This window comes from Flavobacterium sp. LC2016-12 (assembly GCF_015351595.1).
Lineage (GTDB): Bacteria > Bacteroidota > Bacteroidia > Flavobacteriales > Flavobacteriaceae > Flavobacterium.
Window position 1 is genome coordinate 239,053 of record NZ_JADKPT010000006.1, and the last position, 18,748, is coordinate 257,800.

The window sequence follows — 18,748 nt, forward strand, 5'->3', positions numbered from 1 at the left end:
AAAAAATAAAAGTTTGAAAAAAGCATTCGTAATTATAATCGTTTTATTCTCAATATTTTCATGCAATAAAACCGATGAGAAAGTTGAAACTAAAATCACTAAACCAAAAACTAAGAAAGTAGAATTTGGTTTTAATTACGCCGACTTTAATGTTGTTAATGATACAATATCAAAAGGAGATTCCTTTGGATCTATCATTCAAAATCAAAATATTGGTGACAAACAAGTATTTTCTATTGTAGAACAGGTAAAAGATTCTTTTAATGTTAGGACGATTCGTTACAACAAACCTTATACACTCCTTCGCGCTAAAAATAAAACCAATAAATTACAAGTTTTTATTTATCAGCCGGATGCACTAACTTATTATGTAGTTGACTTAAGAGACAGTATTGCAAAAGCGTATAAAAAAATAAAACCGGTTACTTTTAAACGTAAAATAATTGGTGGTGTTTTAAAAAGTTCATTATCTGAAACTTTAGGAAATGCAAGTGTAGAAACAGCTTTGGCCAGCAGAATCACCAAAGTATTTTCATGGTCAATTGACTTCTTTAAACTTAAAAAAGGAGACCGTTACGGTTTAATTTTCACTGAACGCTTTATCAACGGAAAAACATATGATGGTGTTGAAGATCTTGAAGCTGCTTTTTTTGAATATAAAGGAAAAATCGTTTATGCTTTTCCTTTTGAAAAAGACACACTTTCAGGAAAAGTAGAATATTACGATGATCAGGGAAAAACGCTGAAAAACTTCTTCCTGAAAACACCAATTAAATTCAGCCGAATCACATCACGATTTACAGCAAACAGATTTCACCCGGTACAACATACCTGGAAAGCGCACAAAGGAACCGATTATGCTGCTCCTACCGGAACACCTATTTCGACAACGGCTGCCGGAGTTGTAGAAGCAACCGGATACACAGCTGGAAATGGAAACTTCGTAAAAGTAAAACACAACGGAACCTACTCTACTCAATATTTGCACATGTCACGAATTTTAGTTCGTCGAGGACAACGTGTAACACAAGGACAAACCATTGGACTAGTTGGAAGCACCGGTCTTGCAACCGGCCCACACGTTTGTTATAGATTCTGGAAAAACGGAATTCAGGTTGATGCGCTTCGACTGAACTTACCAACCGGAGAATCTTTGACTGGAAATGACAAAAACCGTTTCATGAAACAAATGGAACCTTTGAAAAGAGAATTAGATAGTATTGGAAACTTGTAAATATCCGAAACACAAAGTCGAATGAAAAATGCACGTCTTAAAGCAATTTACAATGAAACTTTTTCAGGTTTAAAACTATTCTACAGAGATACTGATTTGCCGGACAATATAATCTCAAATTACAAAATTGGACAAATAATTCAGGAAAGAGGTTTTACTGATATGTCATCACTTGGCGGAGGGCTTTCGGGAAATATCAGGTATTTGATTGCAAGTGCGCATCCAAAAGATTTATCGAAATTCAACCCTGACTCTACAAAAATTGGTCATTTTCTTTTAGATACTATTGCTTATTTTAAAGTATTGGATATTCAGAAAATCGAAAACAAAACTCAGGTTTTCCTTTTAAATATTCCAGACAACTCGATTTCACTTTTTAAAAACTCATCTTCAAATCTGGAAGAAGAAATTATAGAAAAAGCACGAAAAAAATTTAAGGATAAAATTCATTCAACACTACTTGCAGAATTACAAACAGCTGACTGGAGAGGAAGAACAAAGTCTCCTCTTGGAATGAATGATAATGGTGAATTGTTTTTTGACGATTCGAAAATCAAAATTGAGTTACCAAAAAGAATCGAAATTAATACTGAGAAAAAAACTATTGAAGTTAATAAAAAACCCTGGTGGAAGATTTGGTAGAAAAAATTTCATTTTAACTAATCGGACCATTCATGAAACAAACCTTACTCCTTTTTTCATCGATATTAGCACTCGGATGTTCCCATCCACATGCTTTTATTTTAAATGATTTCGAGAAAAATAAATACTTTGTCCTAGAATCAATTAACCACGCGTTTGAGAAAGACCAAATTGGCAGATCGCCTTTTATTGTAATAGACGGAAATCCATTTAATTACAATAAAAAACAAGATACAATATTACTGCCCCTTAAAAAATCCGACATATTAAGCTTAGACTTCTTAAACAAAAACAGCAGTCGCATAATATATAATGATAAAGAAAATGATGGTGCTATAATCATAACTACAAAAATTCAAAAGCGATAATCCTATAAAACGTTTTCGTAACTAATTGTTATATAATTGTGAAGCTTAAAGCTTTTAAAAGTTATTTCAGTATTTTTGTGTTTTTAAAAACCACAAATAACCACTTTCTCAATTAAATACAAAAATGGCTTTAAACACAACAAACCCAACCGGGACTGAAGCGTGGAAAAATCTGCAAAACCACTATAATGCAATTCACGAAACTACGATACAAGAATTATTTCAACAAGATAATACCCGTGTTGAAAAATTCAATTTACAATGGAATGACTTTTTAGTAGATTACTCTAAAAACAACATTAGTCAGGAAACTATTGCTCTTTTATTAGAATTAGCAAATTCTATAGGATTAAAAGAGGCAATTGCTCAATATTTTGGTGGCGAAATTATCAACCAAACAGAAAACAGAGCCGTTTTACATACAGCATTACGTGCTCCCGAATCAGCAACTATTAAAGTTGATGGAGAGAATGTAATTCCGGAAGTTTATGAAGTAAAAAACAAAATCAAAAACTTTACAAACGAAGTAATTTCAGGTGAAAGAAAAGGTTTCACCGGAAAAGCGTTTACTGATATTGTTAATATCGGAATTGGAGGTTCAGATCTTGGTCCGGTAATGGCCGTTGAAGCTTTACAGTTTTACAAAAATCACCTTAATTTACATTTTGTTTCAAATGTAGACGGTGATCACGTAAACGAAGTTATCAAAAAACTAAACCCGGAAACAACTTTATTTTTAATTGTTTCTAAAACCTTTACTACTCAGGAAACTTTATCAAATTCTGAAACCATCAAAGAATGGTTTTTGAAATCGGCTTCTCAGGAAGATATAGCAAAACACTTTGTGGCAGTTTCTACTAATATTCAAAAAGTAACTGAATTCGGAATTAATCCAGACAACGTTTTCCCTATGTGGGACTGGGTTGGCGGAAGATTCTCTTTGTGGAGCGCTGTTGGTTTAAGCATCGCTTTGGCCGTTGGTTTTGATAATTATAATGATTTATTGAAAGGTGCTAATGAAATGGACGAGCATTTCAAGTCAGCAGAATTTGACGAAAACATTCCAGTAATCTTAGCATTATTAAATGTTTGGTATAATAATTTCTTTGGAGCTGAAAGCGAAGCTTTAATTCCTTATACTCAATATTTACAAAAATTAGCTCCGTACTTGCAGCAAGCAACTATGGAAAGTAACGGAAAAAGTGTTGGCCGCGACGGAAAACCGGTAAACTACCAGACCGGAACAATTATTTGGGGAGAACCAGGAACAAATTCACAACATGCTTTCTTTCAACTAATTCACCAGGGAACAAAATTAATTCCGACTGATTTTATTGGATTCGTAAAACCATTATACGGAAACGAAGATCATCATGATAAATTAATGTCGAACTTCTTTGCTCAGACAGAAGCGTTATTAAACGGAAAAGCTCCGGCACAAGTTCAGGCTGAATTTGACAAACAAGGACTTTCTGAAGAAAAAGCATCTTATTTATTGCCATTTAAAGTTTTCACAGGGAACAAACCAACCAATACCATCTTGATTCAAAAATTAACACCTAAATCTTTGGGATCCTTAATTGCTTTATACGAACACAAGATTTTTGTTCAGGGTGTTATTTGGAACATTTTCAGTTTTGATCAATGGGGAGTTGAATTAGGAAAACAATTAGCCAATTCAATTTTAGATGAAATAAATTCTAAAACGGTAAAAAATCATGATAGTTCAACATCATTTTTGTTGAACCACTTTTTAAAGAACAAATAGCAGACACTTTTAACAGTTTTCGTAACAAACTGAAACGCCTTAATTTAACTAAAATTAAGGCGTTTTTTCGTATAAACATGCCAATATTTGTCTTTAAATTATTGATTATTGCAAGTTTAGACCTACAATATCATTGGAATAATTATGATTTTAACAAAAAACAAGCATCAAAATTCAAGAAAACATTGTTTTATTTAACGAAAAATGAAAAAATCATTTTAATACGCAACACAATAGATAAAACTGACTTTTCTTAACATTTTGATAACACTATCTGAGTTATTTGTTATAATTTTGCCAAAAACAATAAACTAAATAACAAATGAAGACAATGAAAAATTGGTTACTTACTGGACTGTTGTTCATGATAGTTTCAACCGCATTTTCTCAAAGTAAAATTACCGGTACTATTACCGATGGTGCCCTTTCTTTACCTGGTGCTAACGCAGTAGTAAAAGGATCATCAGACGCTGGTTCAAGTGATTTCGATGGTAAATTCACAATTACAACTTCAGTAACTTCTGGAGAAATTGTAGTTTCATATCTAGGATATGAATCAAAAACCATCTCTTTTTCTGTTGCTAAAGGAGGAACAGTAAATTTAGGAGTTATTACTTTAAACTCAAATTCGAATGAATTAAGCGAAATTGTAGTAAAAAGTGGCGTTGTAGATATTGCTAAAGACAGAAAAACTCCTGTTGCCGTTTCTACAATTAAAGCTGCTGAAATTCAGGCAAAACTTGGAACTCAAGAATTTCCTGAAATATTAAAAAATACACCTTCAGTTTATGCGACAAAAAGCGGTGGAGGTTTTGGAGATTCAAGAATTAATATTCGTGGGTTTGACCAAAAAAATATTGCCGTTATGATAAACGGAGTTCCAGTAAATGATATGGAAGGTGGAACTGTATATTGGAGTAACTGGGCAGGTTTATCTGATGTAACTTCTGCTATGCAAGTACAAAGAGGTTTAGGATCTTCGAAATTAGCTATTGCTTCTGTAGGGGGAACTATTAACGTTTTAACTAAAACTTCTGACATGAAAGAAGGCGGAACCATCTCTTCTGGATTTGGAAATGCTCAATACTTTAAAGTTCAGGCTTCTTACAACACAGGAGTTATGAAAAATGGTCTTTCTGCATCTGTTTTATTAAGTTCTACAGTTGGAGACGGATACATTGACGGAACACAGTTTGAAGGAAAAAATTATTATATCGCATTTGGTTACAAGCCAAACGATAAACATGATATTCAATTTACTTTTACTGGTGCACCACAATGGCACAACCAAAGAAATACATTCATTACTCTTGACACTTATTTAAAATATGGATCTAATGGAGATCCAAATACAAGATACAATTCTGATTGGGGATATTTAAATGGTGAAGCTTATAACATTAGAAAAAACTATTACAGCAAACCTGTAGGTTCTATCAACTGGGATTGGAATATCAATGAAACAACAAAACTTTCTACAGTTGTTTACGGATCTTGGGGTCGTGGAGCAGGAACAAACGGAACTGGAGGAATTAGAGGTAATAACTATGCTGCTTCAGCTTTAAGAACTGCTGACGGTTTAGTAGATTATGATAAAATCCAACAATGGAACTCTGGTCAACCAATTACTCTAGGTACAACATCTTACCAAAGAACTCCAGTAGCAGGTGAATATCCATATGTGAATGGTGTGGACACTGGGAGATCTGGAGCAAATACACCAACATCACCATATGTTTACAACACCACTTCTGGTATTTCTCAAATATCATCTTTCAACTCTCATAACTGGTATGGCGGAATTGTAAGTATGAATAAAAAATTAACAGAAACCCTAACATTAGATTTGGGTGTAGATCTAAGAACTTACAAAGGAATCCACTACCAAACACTAAACAACCTTTACGGAGCAAGTGCATTTCTTGACAAAACGGATGTTAACAATCCTAATAGAATCTTAACACAAATCTATCCAACTAAAGCATCTTTAAATCCTTTTGCAAAAGCAACAGCTGAAGAAAAATTAGGATATGATTATGATGGAAATGTAAATTGGTATGGTGCTTTTACACAATTAGAGTATTCAAAAGACAATCTTACAGCATTTATTCAAGGAGCGATATCTGAACAAGGTTTCAAAAGAACAGATCGTTTTAATTACACACCAGACAACCCACTTTACGAAACAGACTACGAAAATATTCTGGGTGGTAACGTAAAAGGTGGAGCTAATTACAATATTAACGAGCAACACAATGTGTTCTTTAATACTGGTTACTATTCAAAACAACCATTCTTTACTGCTGTTTATCCAAACTTTAGAAATATCTTGAATGGTAATTTGACAAACGAAAAAATATTTGGTCTTGAAGCTGGATACGGATTCCGCTCTTCAATTGTAAATGCAAATGTCAATGTTTACCGTACTTCATGGAAAGACAGATACTTAAGAAACAATGATGGTTCAGGAAACAATCCAGGAGGATACATTGATTATTCAGGAATTTCAGAAATTCACTCAGGTATAGAATTAGAAGCTAACGCAAAAGTGACTGATAAATTAAAAATTAATGCTATGTTCTCTGTAGGAGATTGGAAGTATGACGGAAATAGTATAAGTAACACTTACGATGCCGCAAACAACGTTGTTCCTGGAACTGCTAATACAGTTTTATATTTAGATGGTGTAAAAGTTGGAGATGCAGCTCAACTTACTGCTTCATTAGGTGCAGCTTACGAAGTAGTTAGAGGTCTTACTGTTGATGCTAATTACAACTACTACGATAAACTTTATTCTACTATTGCTCCACTTAACTTTACAAAAGAGGATAATAGAGGTTCTTTACAATTACCAGATTATGGTTTAGTTGACGCAGGTTTATCTTATAGATTACCAGTTGGTAAAAAGAAAGATAACTCAGTTAATTTCAGATTCAACGTGAACAACGTATTTGATGAAATCTATATTGCTGAAGGAAAAACAAACTTCTTTGCTGAAGATTTCCCAACTCAAGCAACATACAAAGGTATTTCAACAAACAATCAAGTATATTTTGGATTTGGAAGAACTTGGAACATGACTTTAAGTTATAACTTCTAATATTTAGAATCTAAATAAATATCATAAACGGCATCGACTTTTAAGTTTGATGCCGTTTTTTTATAGCCTTTTTTGTTATATTTGTTTTGAACAAAAAAACAGTTTTATGTATTATTTTCTACAAAAATTCCATTCTGGATGGGCTTATCTGGCATTATTACTTTTATTGGTTGCCGTTGTAAATGCCATTATCGGATTAACTTCTAAAAAAGAGTTTACTGCTAAAGACCGTAAAATTGCCTTGTTTGCCTTAATTGGAACACACACGCAATTATTGATTGGTTTAATTCTTTATTTTGTATCTCCGCTTGGAAAAGCAGCTTTTGGAGAAATGTCTAATGCTGAACTTCGATTAACATCATTAGAACACCCTTTAATCAATCTTATAGCTATTATCCTAATTACTATAGGATGGTCAAAACATAAAAAACTAATTAATAGCGAAGCTAAATTTAAAACATTTGCTATTTTTTACGGATTAGGATTATTACTTATATTGAGTAGAATCCCGTGGAACCTATGGTTCTAAAAAACCAATTAAAGCCCTAAGAATAGGGCTTTTTTTATCTCGGCATATTATTTGTACAAACTCCCCAAGTCTGAAAAAGAATAACCCATGAGAATTAAAAAAAACATTTTACTCAGCGCATTTACTATAACTTTTTTAAGTTGCGTTACTTACGTTATGAGTCAACAAGTCAGGCCAACAGAGCCTAAAATTACGCAGGACACTATTAAAAACAACAAAACAGGCCAAATCGCTTTACCTACCGATTCTGTTTTTACAGACAATGGTTTAAAATTAAAACCATACAAAAAAAATGCACATGCTTCCTATTATGCCGATAAATTTACAGGCAGAAAAACCGCAGACGGAAGCAGATTTGACAACAATAAATACACCGCTGCGCACAAAAAACTTCCATTTGGAACCAGAATAAAAGTAACAAATGAAGCCAATGGAAAATTTGTAATCGTTAAAATTACTGATAGAGGTCCGTTTGTTAAAACCCGCGAGTTAGACCTTTCGAAAAGAGCTTTTATGGATATTACCAGAAGCAAAGGTGCCGGTGCAATGAAAGTTACTATTGAGACTATAGTAGAATAAAAAAAGTCCCGCTTTAGAGCGGGACTTTTTTTTACACAAGTTTCCTCATGTTCATTACCATTCCGGTATGAATTCCTTCATGATAATTATTAAAGCTTAAAGCTCCATCAATGTCTTTAAGTATATAACCTAAACTTGTGGGAAACTCGGTGTAATTAACGAAGGTGTTATTCGCAAAATCTTTTTGAACCTGTTCTAAAGTTGTTGAAAGCAAAGTTCTTATTTCGTCGACTTCGGATTGAGAAACATCACCTTCAGGCTTTGTACCTCTTTTATATTTCGTTATAAATTCTTCCGAAACCATTGATGGCACACCAGACAATTTATAAACTAAAACTTGTTGCGAAGCGACGCAGTGCGCGATATTCCAAATCAAATTATTACTAAATCCGTCTGGGATTTTGTTTAACTGTTCTAATGAATGATTGTCTAAAACCTTCAAAAGAACTTCTCTAATGGTTTTTTGTACTTCAAATACTGAATTCATAGTTATAATTTTTTTCTAAAATTAGGCATTTTTCAGTTTCAAATGAATTTTCTTTGTAGTCACTAAATTTAAAAATCATGAACAAAATATATTACTTAGCTTCTTGCGACACCTGTAGAAAAATCATTAAAGGTTTACCGGCGAATCATAACCTGGAGTTTCATGACATCCGTCAAAACCCGATTACCGAAGCGGAATTGGAAGAGATGTATAAACTTGCAGGAAGTTATGAAGCGTTATTCAGCAAAAAAGCACAGTTGTATAAATCAATGGATTTAAAAAACAAAGCACTGAGTGAAGCTGATTTTAAAAAATACATTCTGGAGCATTACACTTTCCTGAGTCGTCCGGTTTTTATTATTGATGGCAAAATTTACATTGGCAACAGCCAACCCGTTACTTTACAAGCTATGAAAGCTTTAGAAAAATAATACCTGAAAGTTCGTAAGGAATCGGGACTTGCGTTAGGGATAGCAGTGGAAATCCTTTTTTTGAGCTTTTTCTGCTCAAAAAAAGATTGGAGCGGATAGCCCGCCCGGAGGGAACGCCCAAAAAACTAAAATTATGGCTTTAAAATACTAGAAACTCTCACTGTGAATTTTTTAGTATCTTTGCGCCTTTATACTCAATTATATGATACAATCTATGACAGGGTTTGGCAAAGCTTCTTTGCAATTGCCTACAAAAAAAATTACGGTCGAAGTAAAATCCTTAAATAGTAAAGGTTTAGATTTAAACGTAAGAATGCCGTCGCTGTACCGCGAAATGGAATTAGGTTTAAGAACTCAAATCTCTACAAAATTGGAAAGAGGAAAAATTGATTTCGGAATTTACATTGAAAGTACTTCTGAACAAACTTCGACGAAAGTAAATGTTCCTGTTGTAAAAAATTACATTGCACAACTTAGAGAAGTTTATCCTGATGCTGATGAAACGGAGTTAATGAAAATGGCCATTCGTATGCCTGATACCTTAAAAACCGAGCGTGAAGAAATTGATGAAAATGACTGGGAGCAAATCCAAATTATAATTGAAGAGGCTTTACAAAATATCTTAACTTTTAGAAAAGACGAAGGTGAATCACTTGAAAAAGAATTCAACCTTAGAATTGGAAATATCCGTCAATATATGAACGACGCTCTGGCACTTGATCCGGAAAGAGTTCAGGCCATAAAAGATCGTTTGCAAACTGCGATTTCTGAATTGAAAGTGAATGTAGATGAAAATCGTTTCGAACAAGAATTGATTTACTACTTAGAAAAACTTGACATTACAGAGGAAAAAGTACGTTTGACCAATCACTTAGACTATTTCTTAGAAACCATTAAAGGAACTGAAGCTAATGGTCGTAAATTAGGTTTTATTACTCAGGAAATGGGTCGTGAAATCAATACGATGGGTTCAAAATCGAATCATGCGCAAATGCAGAAATTAGTTGTGATGATGAAGGATGAATTGGAAAAGATTAAGGAACAGGTTTTAAACGTGTTGTAAAAAGCCGTAGGCTTTAAGCTATAAGCCGTAAGCAAAAAACACAGAAAACTAAAGCTTAAAGCGTACAGCCTAAAGCTTAAAGCATAAATAAAAGCTTAAAGCATATTGCTTAGAGCCTAAAGCATACAAAATGAACAAAGGAAAATTAATTGTTTTTTCAGCACCTTCGGGGTCAGGAAAAACAACTATAGTAAGACATTTACTTGGGAAAGAAGATTTAAATTTAGAATTTTCAATCTCAGCGGCTTCACGCGACCCACGCGGAGAAGAAGAACACGGAAAAGATTATTATTTTATTTCGTTAGAGCAATTCAAAAAACACATTAAAGCAGAAGATTTTCTGGAATGGGAAGAAGTTTACCGTGATAACTTTTACGGTACTTTAAAAGCGGAAATTGAAAGAATCTGGGCTTTAGGAAAAAACGTGATTTTTGATATTGATGTTGCCGGCGGATTGCGTATAAAACATAAATTTCCGGAACAAACTTTAGCCGTTTTCGTAAAACCACCAAGTGTTGACGAACTAAAACGCCGCTTAAAACAACGTTCTACCGAAAGTGATGATAAAATCAATATGCGAATTGCAAAGGCTTCTGTAGAATTGGCAACTGCTCCGCAATTTGATACCATCATCAAAAACTACGATTTAGATACTGCTAAAGAAGAAGCCTATCAATTGGTGAAAGACTTTGTAAATAAATAAGTTATTACACAGAGCTGCACAAAGTAAAAGCGCAGAGATACACAAAATTTTTATATATTACTTTGCGAATCTCCGTAAAACCTTTGCGAATCTCTGTGAAACAAAACAACTATGAAAATAGGCCTTTATTTCGGAACGTATAATCCCATTCATGTTGGTCATTTGATAATTGCCAATCACATGGCTGAGTTTGCCGACTTAGATCAGGTTTGGATGGTGGTTACACCTCATAATCCGTTAAAAAAGAAAGCAACCTTATTGGACGACCATCAACGGCTTGAAATGGTTTTTCTGGCAACAGAAGATTATCCCAAGATAAAACCTTCAGATATCGAGTTTAAATTGCCTCAGCCGAACTACACAGTGAATACTTTGGTTCATTTGCAGGAGAAATATCCAAATAATGAATTTTCACTCATTATGGGAGAAGATAATTTGAAAACACTTCACAAGTGGAAAAACTACGAAGTGATTTTAGATCATTATGAAATCTACGTTTATCCGCGTATTTCAGAAGAACCGGAAAATGTCGAATTAAAATCGCATCCAAAAGTTCATATTATTGATGCACCGGTTGTGGAGATCTCTTCGACTTTTATTCGAAACAATATTAAAAAAGGTAAAAATATTCAACCGCTTTTACCTCCAAAGGTTTGGGAATATATTGATCACAATAATTTTTATAAGAAATAAAAAAAGCCTGAATTTTAAGAATTCAGGCTTTTTTTATTTCTCTTATAGCGCTTTACCTACAAAATTAGCTTTTTTGATAATCGCTCCGCTAAATCTTTAATATCACTAGTTCTGACTAAACTTTGAACCCATTTATTTGGAATATTTTCCATCCTATAATAAATACCGGCCAATCCACCAGTAATTGCACCAGTTGTATCTGTATCTTCACCCAAATTAACTGCTTTTAAAACAGCTTCTTCATAAGAATTAGAATTTAAAAAACACCAAAAACTTGCTTGTAAACTATCAAGAACATATCCTGAAGAATGAATATTCTCTTCATGATAAGCTGAAATATCATTCTTTAAAATTCTATCAAACAATTGAATTTCAAACGGATTAAACTTTTTATCTTCCATAAAATTTGATAAAATAATTTGCATATCCCTATAAGCTACAATTTTCTCTTTTCCTTTTAAAATTTCCAAACAATAAACCACATAAATAAAACAAGCAAATACAGAGCGAAAATGAGCATGTGTAATTGAAGAAACTGCTTTTACCTTTTGATAGATTTTTTCAATATCTTTTTCATTATTTAGATAAAAAACTAAAGGCAAAATTCGCATTAATGATCCATTTCCATTATCACCTTCTTCAAAACCCCCACATAATTCAGGCAAATGTCCTTTTCCTATATTATGAATTGCTTTTCTTGTCGCAATTCCAATATCAAAAACTTTTCCGTGAGGAGTCCATAATCCTGCACTGTACCACTTCACAAAGTTTGACGCTATTTTTGATAAGTCAAAATCTCCACATAAAACCTCTGCCAAACAAAAAGCCAAAGAACTGTCGTCACTCCAAGTTCCCAAAGGTTGAGAATGAGTTCCAAAACCAGTCATTTCAGAAACTGGATTTTGTTTTAAATAACTTCTAGACTCAAATTCTACAGGAACGCCCAATGCGTCTCCAATTGCTAAACCAAATAAACCAGATTCAATTTTATTTCTCATTTTATGTATTTCAATCTATTCCAAACCTCCCATAATAGCACAATCCCTACATCCTATTCCCAAAAAACAACTTTAATTCTTTAGAAATAGTATCAAAAAACGAGTTTAAATTATTGTTCTTAGCACTCAACAAATACACATACTCCTCCGGAACGTGAAAACTATTCCACAACAGCTGCAATTTATTTTCTTTGATATATTTTCTCGAATTACAATTCCATGTTATGGCAATTCCGGAATTTCTGGACAGCATTTCCAACATCTCAGATTCTGATGGAATGATATAATTGGGCACTATTGCTGGTCGCTTTTTATTGAATGCATGTAGCCAAAACAATTTTACATGTGGAATTCGGGCGTCGTGACTGTACCATTTTTGGTCATTAAGCCACTGCTCTATTTCTGTAGCATTATCTGATTTTAATTTTTGGCGAAAATCGGTTGTATCTAAATTTGTTGAACCAACTACAACCAGTTTAATCTTTCCGATGATTTCATAGATCGTATCAAACGTGTCAAACTTTTTAGTGACTACCGCAAAATCAATTTTTTTAGCGTCAACTAAAGAAAAAAGAACGTCGTCTTCAGCGAAAGTAAAATCGATTAGATCAAATTTCGAAATTAAAGTACTTCCGAAACTATTGAACAAATCTTTTGAAACTCCAATTGAAATTAATCGCTTAGAATCTTCGGCTTTAGCCCTAAAACCGCTTTCCACATTTTCTAATCTGTCAAGTGCATCAATAATTAAATTATTAAGTAACTTAGCGTATTCGGTTGCTTCAACCCCTTTTGACTTCCGATTGAATAATTTATAACCTACATGCGCTTCTAGCATTGATATCTGCTGACTTACTGCGGGTTGACTAATAAACAACTCTTTTGCAGCGACTGAAAAATTACCGTTTTTATAAACCGACTTAAAGGTTCTGTACCATTCTAGATTTACCATGATATAAATATATTTATTACAAACATAGTTTATTTTATTTTTACTAATATCACTTAAGCCGTAAATTTGATGAAAATTTAAAACTATGAAGAAAATAGCATTACTCGCAATTATAGCATTCACTGCCAGCAGCATAACAGCTACGGCTCAAAAATCAAATAAAAAAGGTATGAAAAAAGTATTATTTGTTGTTACCAGTAACGATAAACTGGGTAACACTGGAGAAAAAACCGGATTCTGGTCAGAAGAATTTGCTGCACCTTATTATGAATTATTAGATCAGGGAGTCGAAATTACGATTGCTTCTCCGCTTGGAGGTCAGCCACCAATTGATCCAAAAAGTGCTGATCCGGCTTCGGCAACAGAAGACACCAAACGTTTTGACGCTGATAAAACATTACAGGAAAAACTAAAAAACACACACAAACTTTCTACAATTAATCAAAAAGATTATGACGCTGTTTTTTATCCTGGAGGTCACGGGCCGCTTTGGGATTTAGTCGAAGATCAAAACTCAATTGATTTAATCGAATCATTCTACACTCATAATAAACCAGTTGCTTTTGTTTGTCACGCTCCAGCCGTTTTGAAAAACGTAAAAGTAAATGGCGAATACTTAGTAAAAGGTAAAAAAGTTACCGGTTTTACCAATGAAGAGGAAGAGGCTGTTGGTTTGACTAAAGTAGTTCCGTTTTTATTAGAAGACGCACTCTCGTCAAACGGTGGTAAATTCTCAAAAGGACCAAACTGGCAGCCTTATGCTGTTGAAGATGGCCTTTTAATTACAGGACAAAATCCGGCTTCATCAAAATTAGTAGCTGGGAAACTATTGGAAAAATTGGGTAAATAAGGGACTAGGGTTCTAAGCTTTCCCTTTTAGTAACTTAAAAACTGATCCCTTATCCACTAACTAATAAAAATTTAAAATAAAAAACGGTTCTAAGGTTGTGAGATACTAAGTTGCTAAGGCAAAAAAACTTAGAAACTCAGGACCTTAAAACCTCAGAACCTTAAAAATAAAAACATGTTAAACTTCGAATTATATAATCCTACGAACTTAATCTTCGGAAAAGGACAAATTGAAAAACTTTCCACTTTAGTTCCACAAGGAGCTAAAATACTATTGGCTTACGGTGGTGGAAGTATCTTTAAAAATGGCGTTCACGAACAGGTAATCAGCAATCTAAAAGGTTTTGATATAGTTGAATTTGGCGGGATAGAACCAAATCCGCATTTTGAAACTTTGATGAAAGCTGTTGACGTGATCAGAGCCGAGAAAATAGACTTTATTCTGGCAGTTGGAGGCGGATCTGTAATTGATGGTGTGAAATTTATTTCTGCAGCAGTTAATTTTCAAGGAAATCCGATTGACATTTTACAAAAACGAATTTTAATTAAAGAAAACGCAGTACCATTTGGAACCGTTTTGACTTTACCGGCAACGGGAAGCGAAATGAATTCGGGTTCAGTTGTTACTATTGCTGCAACGCAGGAAAAACTAGCTTTTGGTGGTAGTGCCTTGTTTCCTAAATTCTCTATTTGTGATCCAACAGTAATTGTCTCTTTACCAAAAAGACAATTGCAAAACGGAATTGTAGATGCGTACACACACGTAATGGAGCAATATTTAACCTATCCGCATGAAGGTTTTTTACAAGACCGAATTGCAGAAGGAATTTTGCAAACGTTAATTGAAGTTGGCCCTAAAGTTGTTGAGAACCCAGCCGATTATGCTTTGGCTTCAAACTTCATGTGGAGTTGTACAATGGCCTTAAACGGATTAATTCAGAAAGGCGTACCACAAGATTGGGCAACACATATGATCGGGCACGAATTAACTGCTTTATATGGCATCGATCATGCGAGAACTTTAGCTATTATTGGCCCAAGTTTATACAATGTGATGTTCGACACTAAAAAAGGAAAATTAGCACAATACGGAAGAAGAATCTTTAATTTGACAGGTTCTGATGATGAAGTAGCAAAAGAAGCGATCAATAAAACCGTAGAATTCTTCCATACCATGGGAATGGACACAAAACTTTCGCAATACACAAACGATTATCACGAAACCGCTGATTTTATTGTAAAACGTTTTGAAGAAAGAAACTGGAAAGGTTTAGGGGAGAATCAATTGGTGACTTTGGACAAAGTGAAATCTATTGTTGAAATGAGCTATTAAAGAAATAAATTCCAATTTTTTAAATTCCAAATTCCAATGATCTTAGTTGTATTATTGAAATTTGGATTTTTTGGAATTTGAGTTTAACAAAAAAGGCGTTCTTAAAAATATTTAGGAACGCCTTTTTAAAATACTAAAACAAAACTAACTAACTCATTTTTTGCTAAACTCATTAAATTCTAATTTATAACTACTTAGAACGTAATGATATCAACTTTATTGTATTAATGATGAAAATATTTTTAATATTTTTTTAAATCAGCTGAAAACCCTTGCAATTGCAGGTTAATTATAAATTTCTTAAATGAGATTTTGTGTTATTACTACTTTATTAAGTACTTTTGCTTCAAATTATTAAAATAATGAGCGAAAATTTAAAATTTGCAGTAATTGGAGGAGGTAGTTGGGCGACAGCAATTGCAAAAATGCTTTGCGTGAATCTTTCCGAAATTGCATGGTATATGCGTAATGACGCTGCAATAGAGCACATTCAAAAATACAAACACAATCCTAACTATTTAAGTTCGGTAGAATTTGATACCAAAAAGCTTAAATTAACCAACAATATCAACGAAGCAATCGAATACGCAGATTATGTAATTTTTGCTATTCCTTCTGCTTTTTTAGATGCGGAATTGAAAAACATGACCGTTTCTTTATCTGATAAAATTATTTTCTCCGCGATTAAAGGAATTGTTCCTGAAACGAGTTTAATAGTTGGCGAACATTTCCATATTCAATACGATATTCCATATTACAATATTGGAGTTATTACTGGCCCTTGTCATGCTGAAGAAGTAGCTTTAGAAAGACTTTCTTATTTGACCATTGCCTGCGGTGATCCTGACAAAGCTTCTATTGTAGCAAAATCACTTTCAGGAAATTATATTAAAGCTAAAATTTCAGACGATATTATTGGAACTGAATACGCGGCAATGCTTAAAAACATTTATGCTATTGCAGCCGGAATTGCACATGGTTTAGGCTACGGAGATAATTTCCAGTCGGTAATGATGAGTAACGGAATCCGTGAGATGAAGAAATTCATCAGAAAAGTACACAAAATGAAACGTAACATCAATGACTCAGCTTATTTGGGAGATTTATTAGTTACAGGATACTCGGTTTTCTCGAGAAACAGAATGTTCGGAAATATGATTGGAAAAGGTTACACAGTAAAAAGCGCCATGATGGAAATGAGCATGGTTGCAGAAGGTTATTACGCTACCAAAAGTGCTTATAAGCTAAATCAGGGTTACGGTGCTAAAACGCCAATTATTGATGCTGTTTATGCTGTTTTATATGAAGGAAAGGATGCTAAAGCGGTATTTAAAAAATTGACGGAGTCTTTGGATTAATTTTTTTTCTTAGAGCAAAGAGGCAAGAAGCAAGAGAATAGACTTTCTTATCCATATACATAAAAAAAGAGTCAAGACGAAATTATTAGTCTTGACTCTTTTTTTATTAGATTATCTAAGCTATTCTCTTGCTTCTTGCCTCTTTCCTCTTGTTTCTTACTTCACCATAACCCCCTCAACAAACAAAATCGGCACTTCTTCAGTATCATTTTCGTTGATTAGATTTGATTTGAAGATGAATTTCTTGTCGTATAAAGTGTTTCCGATGAAGAAAGTCACCATAAATTCATTATTTAAAACCAAAAGACTTTTCTCTATCATTTCGATTTTAACTACAGAAACAGCCGGAACCTCAACAAAGGCATGACGTAACACAGAAGTTTTCTTCATTTCGCCATCAATTGTTCCAAACGCTTTTGAAACAACCATAACGCTGTCTAAATTAAAGTCACTATCGTTTACCAGGTAGGCATACCATACTTTTTCCATAAAATCGTCACTCCACTCCTGGACAGCGGCAAGGAATACGTTTTCTACTTCTGGAATTGTTATATCTTTTTTCATATTAGTCAAAAGTTTAAAAGTCGAAAAGTCGAAAGTCCCAAACTTTGAGACTTTCGACTTTTGACTTTCGACTTAAATTATATATTTGCTTTAAATTGCTCTAAGAAACGAACGTCATTTTCGTAAAACATACGGATATCACCAATTTGATATAGTAACATTGCGATACGTTCTACTCCCATTCCGAAAGCAAAACCGTTGAATTCATCGGGATTGATGTCACAGTTTTTAAGAACGTTTGGATCAACCATTCCGCAGCCTCCAATTTCTAACCAGCCCGTTCCTTTTGTGATACGGTAATCGGTTTCTGTTTTCAGCCCCCAATAAATATCAATTTCAGCACTTGGCTCTGTAAATGGAAAGTATGACGGACGCAAACGAATCTTAGATTTTCCGAACATTTCTTTAGTAAAATAAAGTAACGTTTGTTTCAAATCAGCAAAAGAAACATCTTTGTCAATGTACAAACCTTCAACCTGATGAAAAATACAGTGCGAACGAGACGAAATAGCTTCGTTACGAAATACACGTCCCGGAGAAATAGTACGAATAGGCGGTTTATTGTTTTCCATGTAACGTACCTGAACAGATGATGTATGCGTACGCAACAGCACATCAGGATTCGTCTGAATGAAAAAAGTATCCTGCATATCACGCGCCGGATGGTATTCCGGCAAGTTTAATGCGGTAAAATTATGCCAGTCGTCTTCTATTTCAGGACCTTCAGAAACATTAAAACCAATATTGGCAAAAATATCTATAATTTGATTTTTTACAATAGAAATAGGATGACGCGAACCAATTATTACAGGTTCAGCAGATCTGGTTAAATCGCCAAATATACCTTTTGTCTCCTGTTTGCTTTCCAGCTCTTCCTGAATAACTCTTACTTTTTCTTCAGCAACGGTTTTTAAAGTATTTATTACCTGCCCAAAATCTTTTTTCTGGTCATTCGGAATATTTTTAAACTCTGTAAAAAGTTCTTTTAATAACCCTTTACTACCTAAATATTTAATTCGGAACTGCTCTAAAGATTCTTTATTTTTATCATTAAAGGCTTTGGCTTCCTCTATATGCTGTTTTATCTTGTCTATCAT

General features: G+C 33.7%; 19 protein-coding genes. 14 read left to right on the forward strand and 5 right to left on the reverse strand.

Features of this window, described 5'->3' with window-relative positions; translation table 11 throughout:
- The first annotated feature begins 13 nt into the window (after window positions 1-13).
- From IRZ99_RS12290 to IRZ99_RS12320, 7 genes are all read left to right on the forward strand, one after another.
- On the forward strand, window positions 14-1,234 hold the full coding sequence (locus IRZ99_RS12290; RefSeq protein ID WP_194657536.1) for a peptidoglycan DD-metalloendopeptidase family protein: 1,221 nt from the start codon (window positions 14-16) through the stop codon (window positions 1,232-1,234).
- Window positions 1,235-1,255: 21 nt separating this feature from the next.
- Window positions 1,256-1,876: a hypothetical protein gene (locus tag IRZ99_RS12295; RefSeq protein WP_194657537.1), complete on the forward strand. Its 621-nt coding sequence runs from the start codon at window positions 1,256-1,258 to the stop codon at window positions 1,874-1,876.
- A gap of 32 nt (window positions 1,877-1,908) precedes the next feature.
- Entirely contained in the window at window positions 1,909-2,244 is a 336-nt protein-coding gene (locus IRZ99_RS12300) for a hypothetical protein (RefSeq protein ID WP_194657538.1), read from the forward strand.
- 124 nt (window positions 2,245-2,368) lie between these two features.
- A complete protein-coding gene (pgi, locus tag IRZ99_RS12305; RefSeq protein WP_194657539.1) occupies window positions 2,369-4,012 on the forward strand; it encodes a glucose-6-phosphate isomerase in 1,644 nt (547 codons plus the stop codon).
- Window positions 4,013-4,334: 322 nt separating this feature from the next.
- Window positions 4,335-7,112 (forward strand): TonB-dependent receptor, encoded by a 2,778-nt coding sequence (locus IRZ99_RS12310; RefSeq protein ID WP_194657540.1) that lies wholly within the window; start codon window positions 4,335-4,337, stop codon window positions 7,110-7,112.
- 106 nt (window positions 7,113-7,218) lie between these two features.
- Window positions 7,219-7,641, forward strand: coding sequence for a hypothetical protein (locus IRZ99_RS12315; protein ID WP_194657541.1), 423 nt, complete (start codon window positions 7,219-7,221; stop codon window positions 7,639-7,641).
- Window positions 7,642-7,728: 87 nt separating this feature from the next.
- The gene (locus IRZ99_RS12320; protein WP_194657542.1) at window positions 7,729-8,220 is read left to right on the forward strand and encodes a septal ring lytic transglycosylase RlpA family protein; all 492 of its coding nucleotides are present in this window, start codon (window positions 7,729-7,731) and stop codon (window positions 8,218-8,220) included.
- 31 nt (window positions 8,221-8,251) lie between these two features.
- Here IRZ99_RS12320 and IRZ99_RS12325 read toward each other — a convergent pair whose 3' ends face one another.
- The gene (locus IRZ99_RS12325; RefSeq protein ID WP_194657543.1) at window positions 8,252-8,707 is read right to left on the reverse strand and encodes a DinB family protein; all 456 of its coding nucleotides are present in this window, start codon (window positions 8,705-8,707) and stop codon (window positions 8,252-8,254) included.
- A 77-nt stretch (window positions 8,708-8,784) separates the two neighbouring features.
- Between IRZ99_RS12325 and IRZ99_RS12330 the strand changes: the two genes are divergently transcribed.
- The 4 genes from IRZ99_RS12330 (at window position 8,785) to nadD (ending at window position 11,597) form a co-directional block, all read left to right on the forward strand.
- Window positions 8,785-9,138, forward strand: coding sequence for an arsenate reductase family protein (locus IRZ99_RS12330; RefSeq protein ID WP_194657544.1), 354 nt, complete (start codon window positions 8,785-8,787; stop codon window positions 9,136-9,138).
- 202 nt (window positions 9,139-9,340) lie between these two features.
- Window positions 9,341-10,201, forward strand: coding sequence for a YicC/YloC family endoribonuclease (locus tag IRZ99_RS12335; RefSeq protein WP_194657545.1), 861 nt, complete (start codon window positions 9,341-9,343; stop codon window positions 10,199-10,201).
- Window positions 10,202-10,331: 130 nt separating this feature from the next.
- Window positions 10,332-10,904: a guanylate kinase gene (gene gmk / locus IRZ99_RS12340; protein ID WP_194657546.1), complete on the forward strand. Its 573-nt coding sequence runs from the start codon at window positions 10,332-10,334 to the stop codon at window positions 10,902-10,904.
- A 111-nt stretch (window positions 10,905-11,015) separates the two neighbouring features.
- Window positions 11,016-11,597, forward strand: a complete 582-nt coding sequence (gene nadD / locus IRZ99_RS12345; RefSeq protein ID WP_194657547.1) for a nicotinate (nicotinamide) nucleotide adenylyltransferase — start codon at window positions 11,016-11,018, stop codon at window positions 11,595-11,597.
- 56 nt (window positions 11,598-11,653) lie between these two features.
- On the opposite strand, the gene IRZ99_RS12350 is transcribed toward nadD, so the two are convergent.
- Window positions 11,654-12,595, reverse strand: a complete 942-nt coding sequence (locus tag IRZ99_RS12350) for an ADP-ribosylglycohydrolase family protein (RefSeq protein ID WP_194657548.1) — start codon at window positions 12,593-12,595, stop codon at window positions 11,654-11,656.
- A 46-nt stretch (window positions 12,596-12,641) separates the two neighbouring features.
- Window positions 12,642-13,547 carry a LysR family transcriptional regulator gene (locus IRZ99_RS12355; protein ID WP_194657549.1) on the reverse strand — a complete coding sequence of 302 codons (906 nt, stop codon included), beginning with the start codon at window positions 13,545-13,547 and terminating at the stop codon, window positions 12,642-12,644.
- 85 nt (window positions 13,548-13,632) lie between these two features.
- Here IRZ99_RS12355 and IRZ99_RS12360 point away from each other — a divergent pair, with 85 nt between their 5' ends.
- The 3 genes from IRZ99_RS12360 to IRZ99_RS12370 all read left to right on the forward strand — a co-directional run bounded on the left by IRZ99_RS12360 (window position 13,633) and on the right by IRZ99_RS12370 (window position 17,087).
- A complete protein-coding gene (locus IRZ99_RS12360; RefSeq protein ID WP_194657550.1) occupies window positions 13,633-14,397 on the forward strand; it encodes a type 1 glutamine amidotransferase domain-containing protein in 765 nt (254 codons plus the stop codon).
- Window positions 14,398-14,571: 174 nt separating this feature from the next.
- Complete coding sequence (locus IRZ99_RS12365; protein WP_194657551.1) at window positions 14,572-15,729, forward strand: iron-containing alcohol dehydrogenase; 1,158 nt, start codon at window positions 14,572-14,574, stop codon at window positions 15,727-15,729.
- A 362-nt stretch (window positions 15,730-16,091) separates the two neighbouring features.
- A complete protein-coding gene (locus tag IRZ99_RS12370) occupies window positions 16,092-17,087 on the forward strand; it encodes an NAD(P)H-dependent glycerol-3-phosphate dehydrogenase (protein ID WP_194657552.1) in 996 nt (331 codons plus the stop codon).
- 156 nt (window positions 17,088-17,243) lie between these two features.
- Here the strand turns inward: IRZ99_RS12370 and IRZ99_RS12375 are convergent, their stop codons facing one another.
- Both IRZ99_RS12375 and pheS read right to left on the reverse strand, forming a co-directional pair.
- Window positions 17,244-17,651 carry a hypothetical protein gene (locus IRZ99_RS12375; RefSeq protein ID WP_072969826.1) on the reverse strand — a complete coding sequence of 136 codons (408 nt, stop codon included), beginning with the start codon at window positions 17,649-17,651 and terminating at the stop codon, window positions 17,244-17,246.
- 77 nt (window positions 17,652-17,728) lie between these two features.
- On the reverse strand, window positions 17,729-18,748 hold the full coding sequence (gene pheS / locus IRZ99_RS12380; protein ID WP_194657553.1) for a phenylalanine--tRNA ligase subunit alpha: 1,020 nt from the start codon (window positions 18,746-18,748) through the stop codon (window positions 17,729-17,731).

What these genes read in the sequence shown, in the direction of transcription:
- IRZ99_RS12370 (WP_194657552.1), top strand. Translation starts at nt 16,092, where the DNA reads ATGAGCGAAAATTTAAAATTTGCAGTAATTGGAGGAGGTAGTTGGGCG.
- IRZ99_RS12300 (WP_194657538.1), top strand. Translation starts at nt 1,909, where the DNA reads ATGAAACAAACCTTACTCCTTTTTTCATCGATATTAGCACTCGGATGT.
- nadD (WP_194657547.1), top strand. Translation starts at nt 11,016, where the DNA reads ATGAAAATAGGCCTTTATTTCGGAACGTATAATCCCATTCATGTTGGT.
- IRZ99_RS12355 (WP_194657549.1), bottom strand. Translation starts at nt 13,547, where the DNA reads ATGGTAAATCTAGAATGGTACAGAACCTTTAAGTCGGTTTATAAAAAC.
- IRZ99_RS12365 (WP_194657551.1), top strand. Translation starts at nt 14,572, where the DNA reads ATGTTAAACTTCGAATTATATAATCCTACGAACTTAATCTTCGGAAAA.
- IRZ99_RS12375 (WP_072969826.1), bottom strand. Translation starts at nt 17,651, where the DNA reads ATGAAAAAAGATATAACAATTCCAGAAGTAGAAAACGTATTCCTTGCC.
- IRZ99_RS12320 (WP_194657542.1), top strand. Translation starts at nt 7,729, where the DNA reads ATGAGAATTAAAAAAAACATTTTACTCAGCGCATTTACTATAACTTTT.
- IRZ99_RS12360 (WP_194657550.1), top strand. Translation starts at nt 13,633, where the DNA reads ATGAAGAAAATAGCATTACTCGCAATTATAGCATTCACTGCCAGCAGC.
- IRZ99_RS12315 (WP_194657541.1), top strand. Translation starts at nt 7,219, where the DNA reads ATGTATTATTTTCTACAAAAATTCCATTCTGGATGGGCTTATCTGGCA.
- IRZ99_RS12325 (WP_194657543.1), bottom strand. Translation starts at nt 8,707, where the DNA reads ATGAATTCAGTATTTGAAGTACAAAAAACCATTAGAGAAGTTCTTTTG.
- IRZ99_RS12330 (WP_194657544.1), top strand. Translation starts at nt 8,785, where the DNA reads ATGAACAAAATATATTACTTAGCTTCTTGCGACACCTGTAGAAAAATC.
- IRZ99_RS12350 (WP_194657548.1), bottom strand. Translation starts at nt 12,595, where the DNA reads ATGAGAAATAAAATTGAATCTGGTTTATTTGGTTTAGCAATTGGAGAC.
- pgi (WP_194657539.1), top strand. Translation starts at nt 2,369, where the DNA reads ATGGCTTTAAACACAACAAACCCAACCGGGACTGAAGCGTGGAAAAAT.
- pheS (WP_194657553.1), bottom strand. Translation starts at nt 18,748, where the DNA reads ATGATAGACAAGATAAAACAGCATATAGAGGAAGCCAAAGCCTTTAAT.
- IRZ99_RS12310 (WP_194657540.1), top strand. Translation starts at nt 4,335, where the DNA reads ATGAAGACAATGAAAAATTGGTTACTTACTGGACTGTTGTTCATGATA.
- IRZ99_RS12295 (WP_194657537.1), top strand. Translation starts at nt 1,256, where the DNA reads ATGAAAAATGCACGTCTTAAAGCAATTTACAATGAAACTTTTTCAGGT.
- IRZ99_RS12335 (WP_194657545.1), top strand. Translation starts at nt 9,341, where the DNA reads ATGATACAATCTATGACAGGGTTTGGCAAAGCTTCTTTGCAATTGCCT.
- gmk (WP_194657546.1), top strand. Translation starts at nt 10,332, where the DNA reads ATGAACAAAGGAAAATTAATTGTTTTTTCAGCACCTTCGGGGTCAGGA.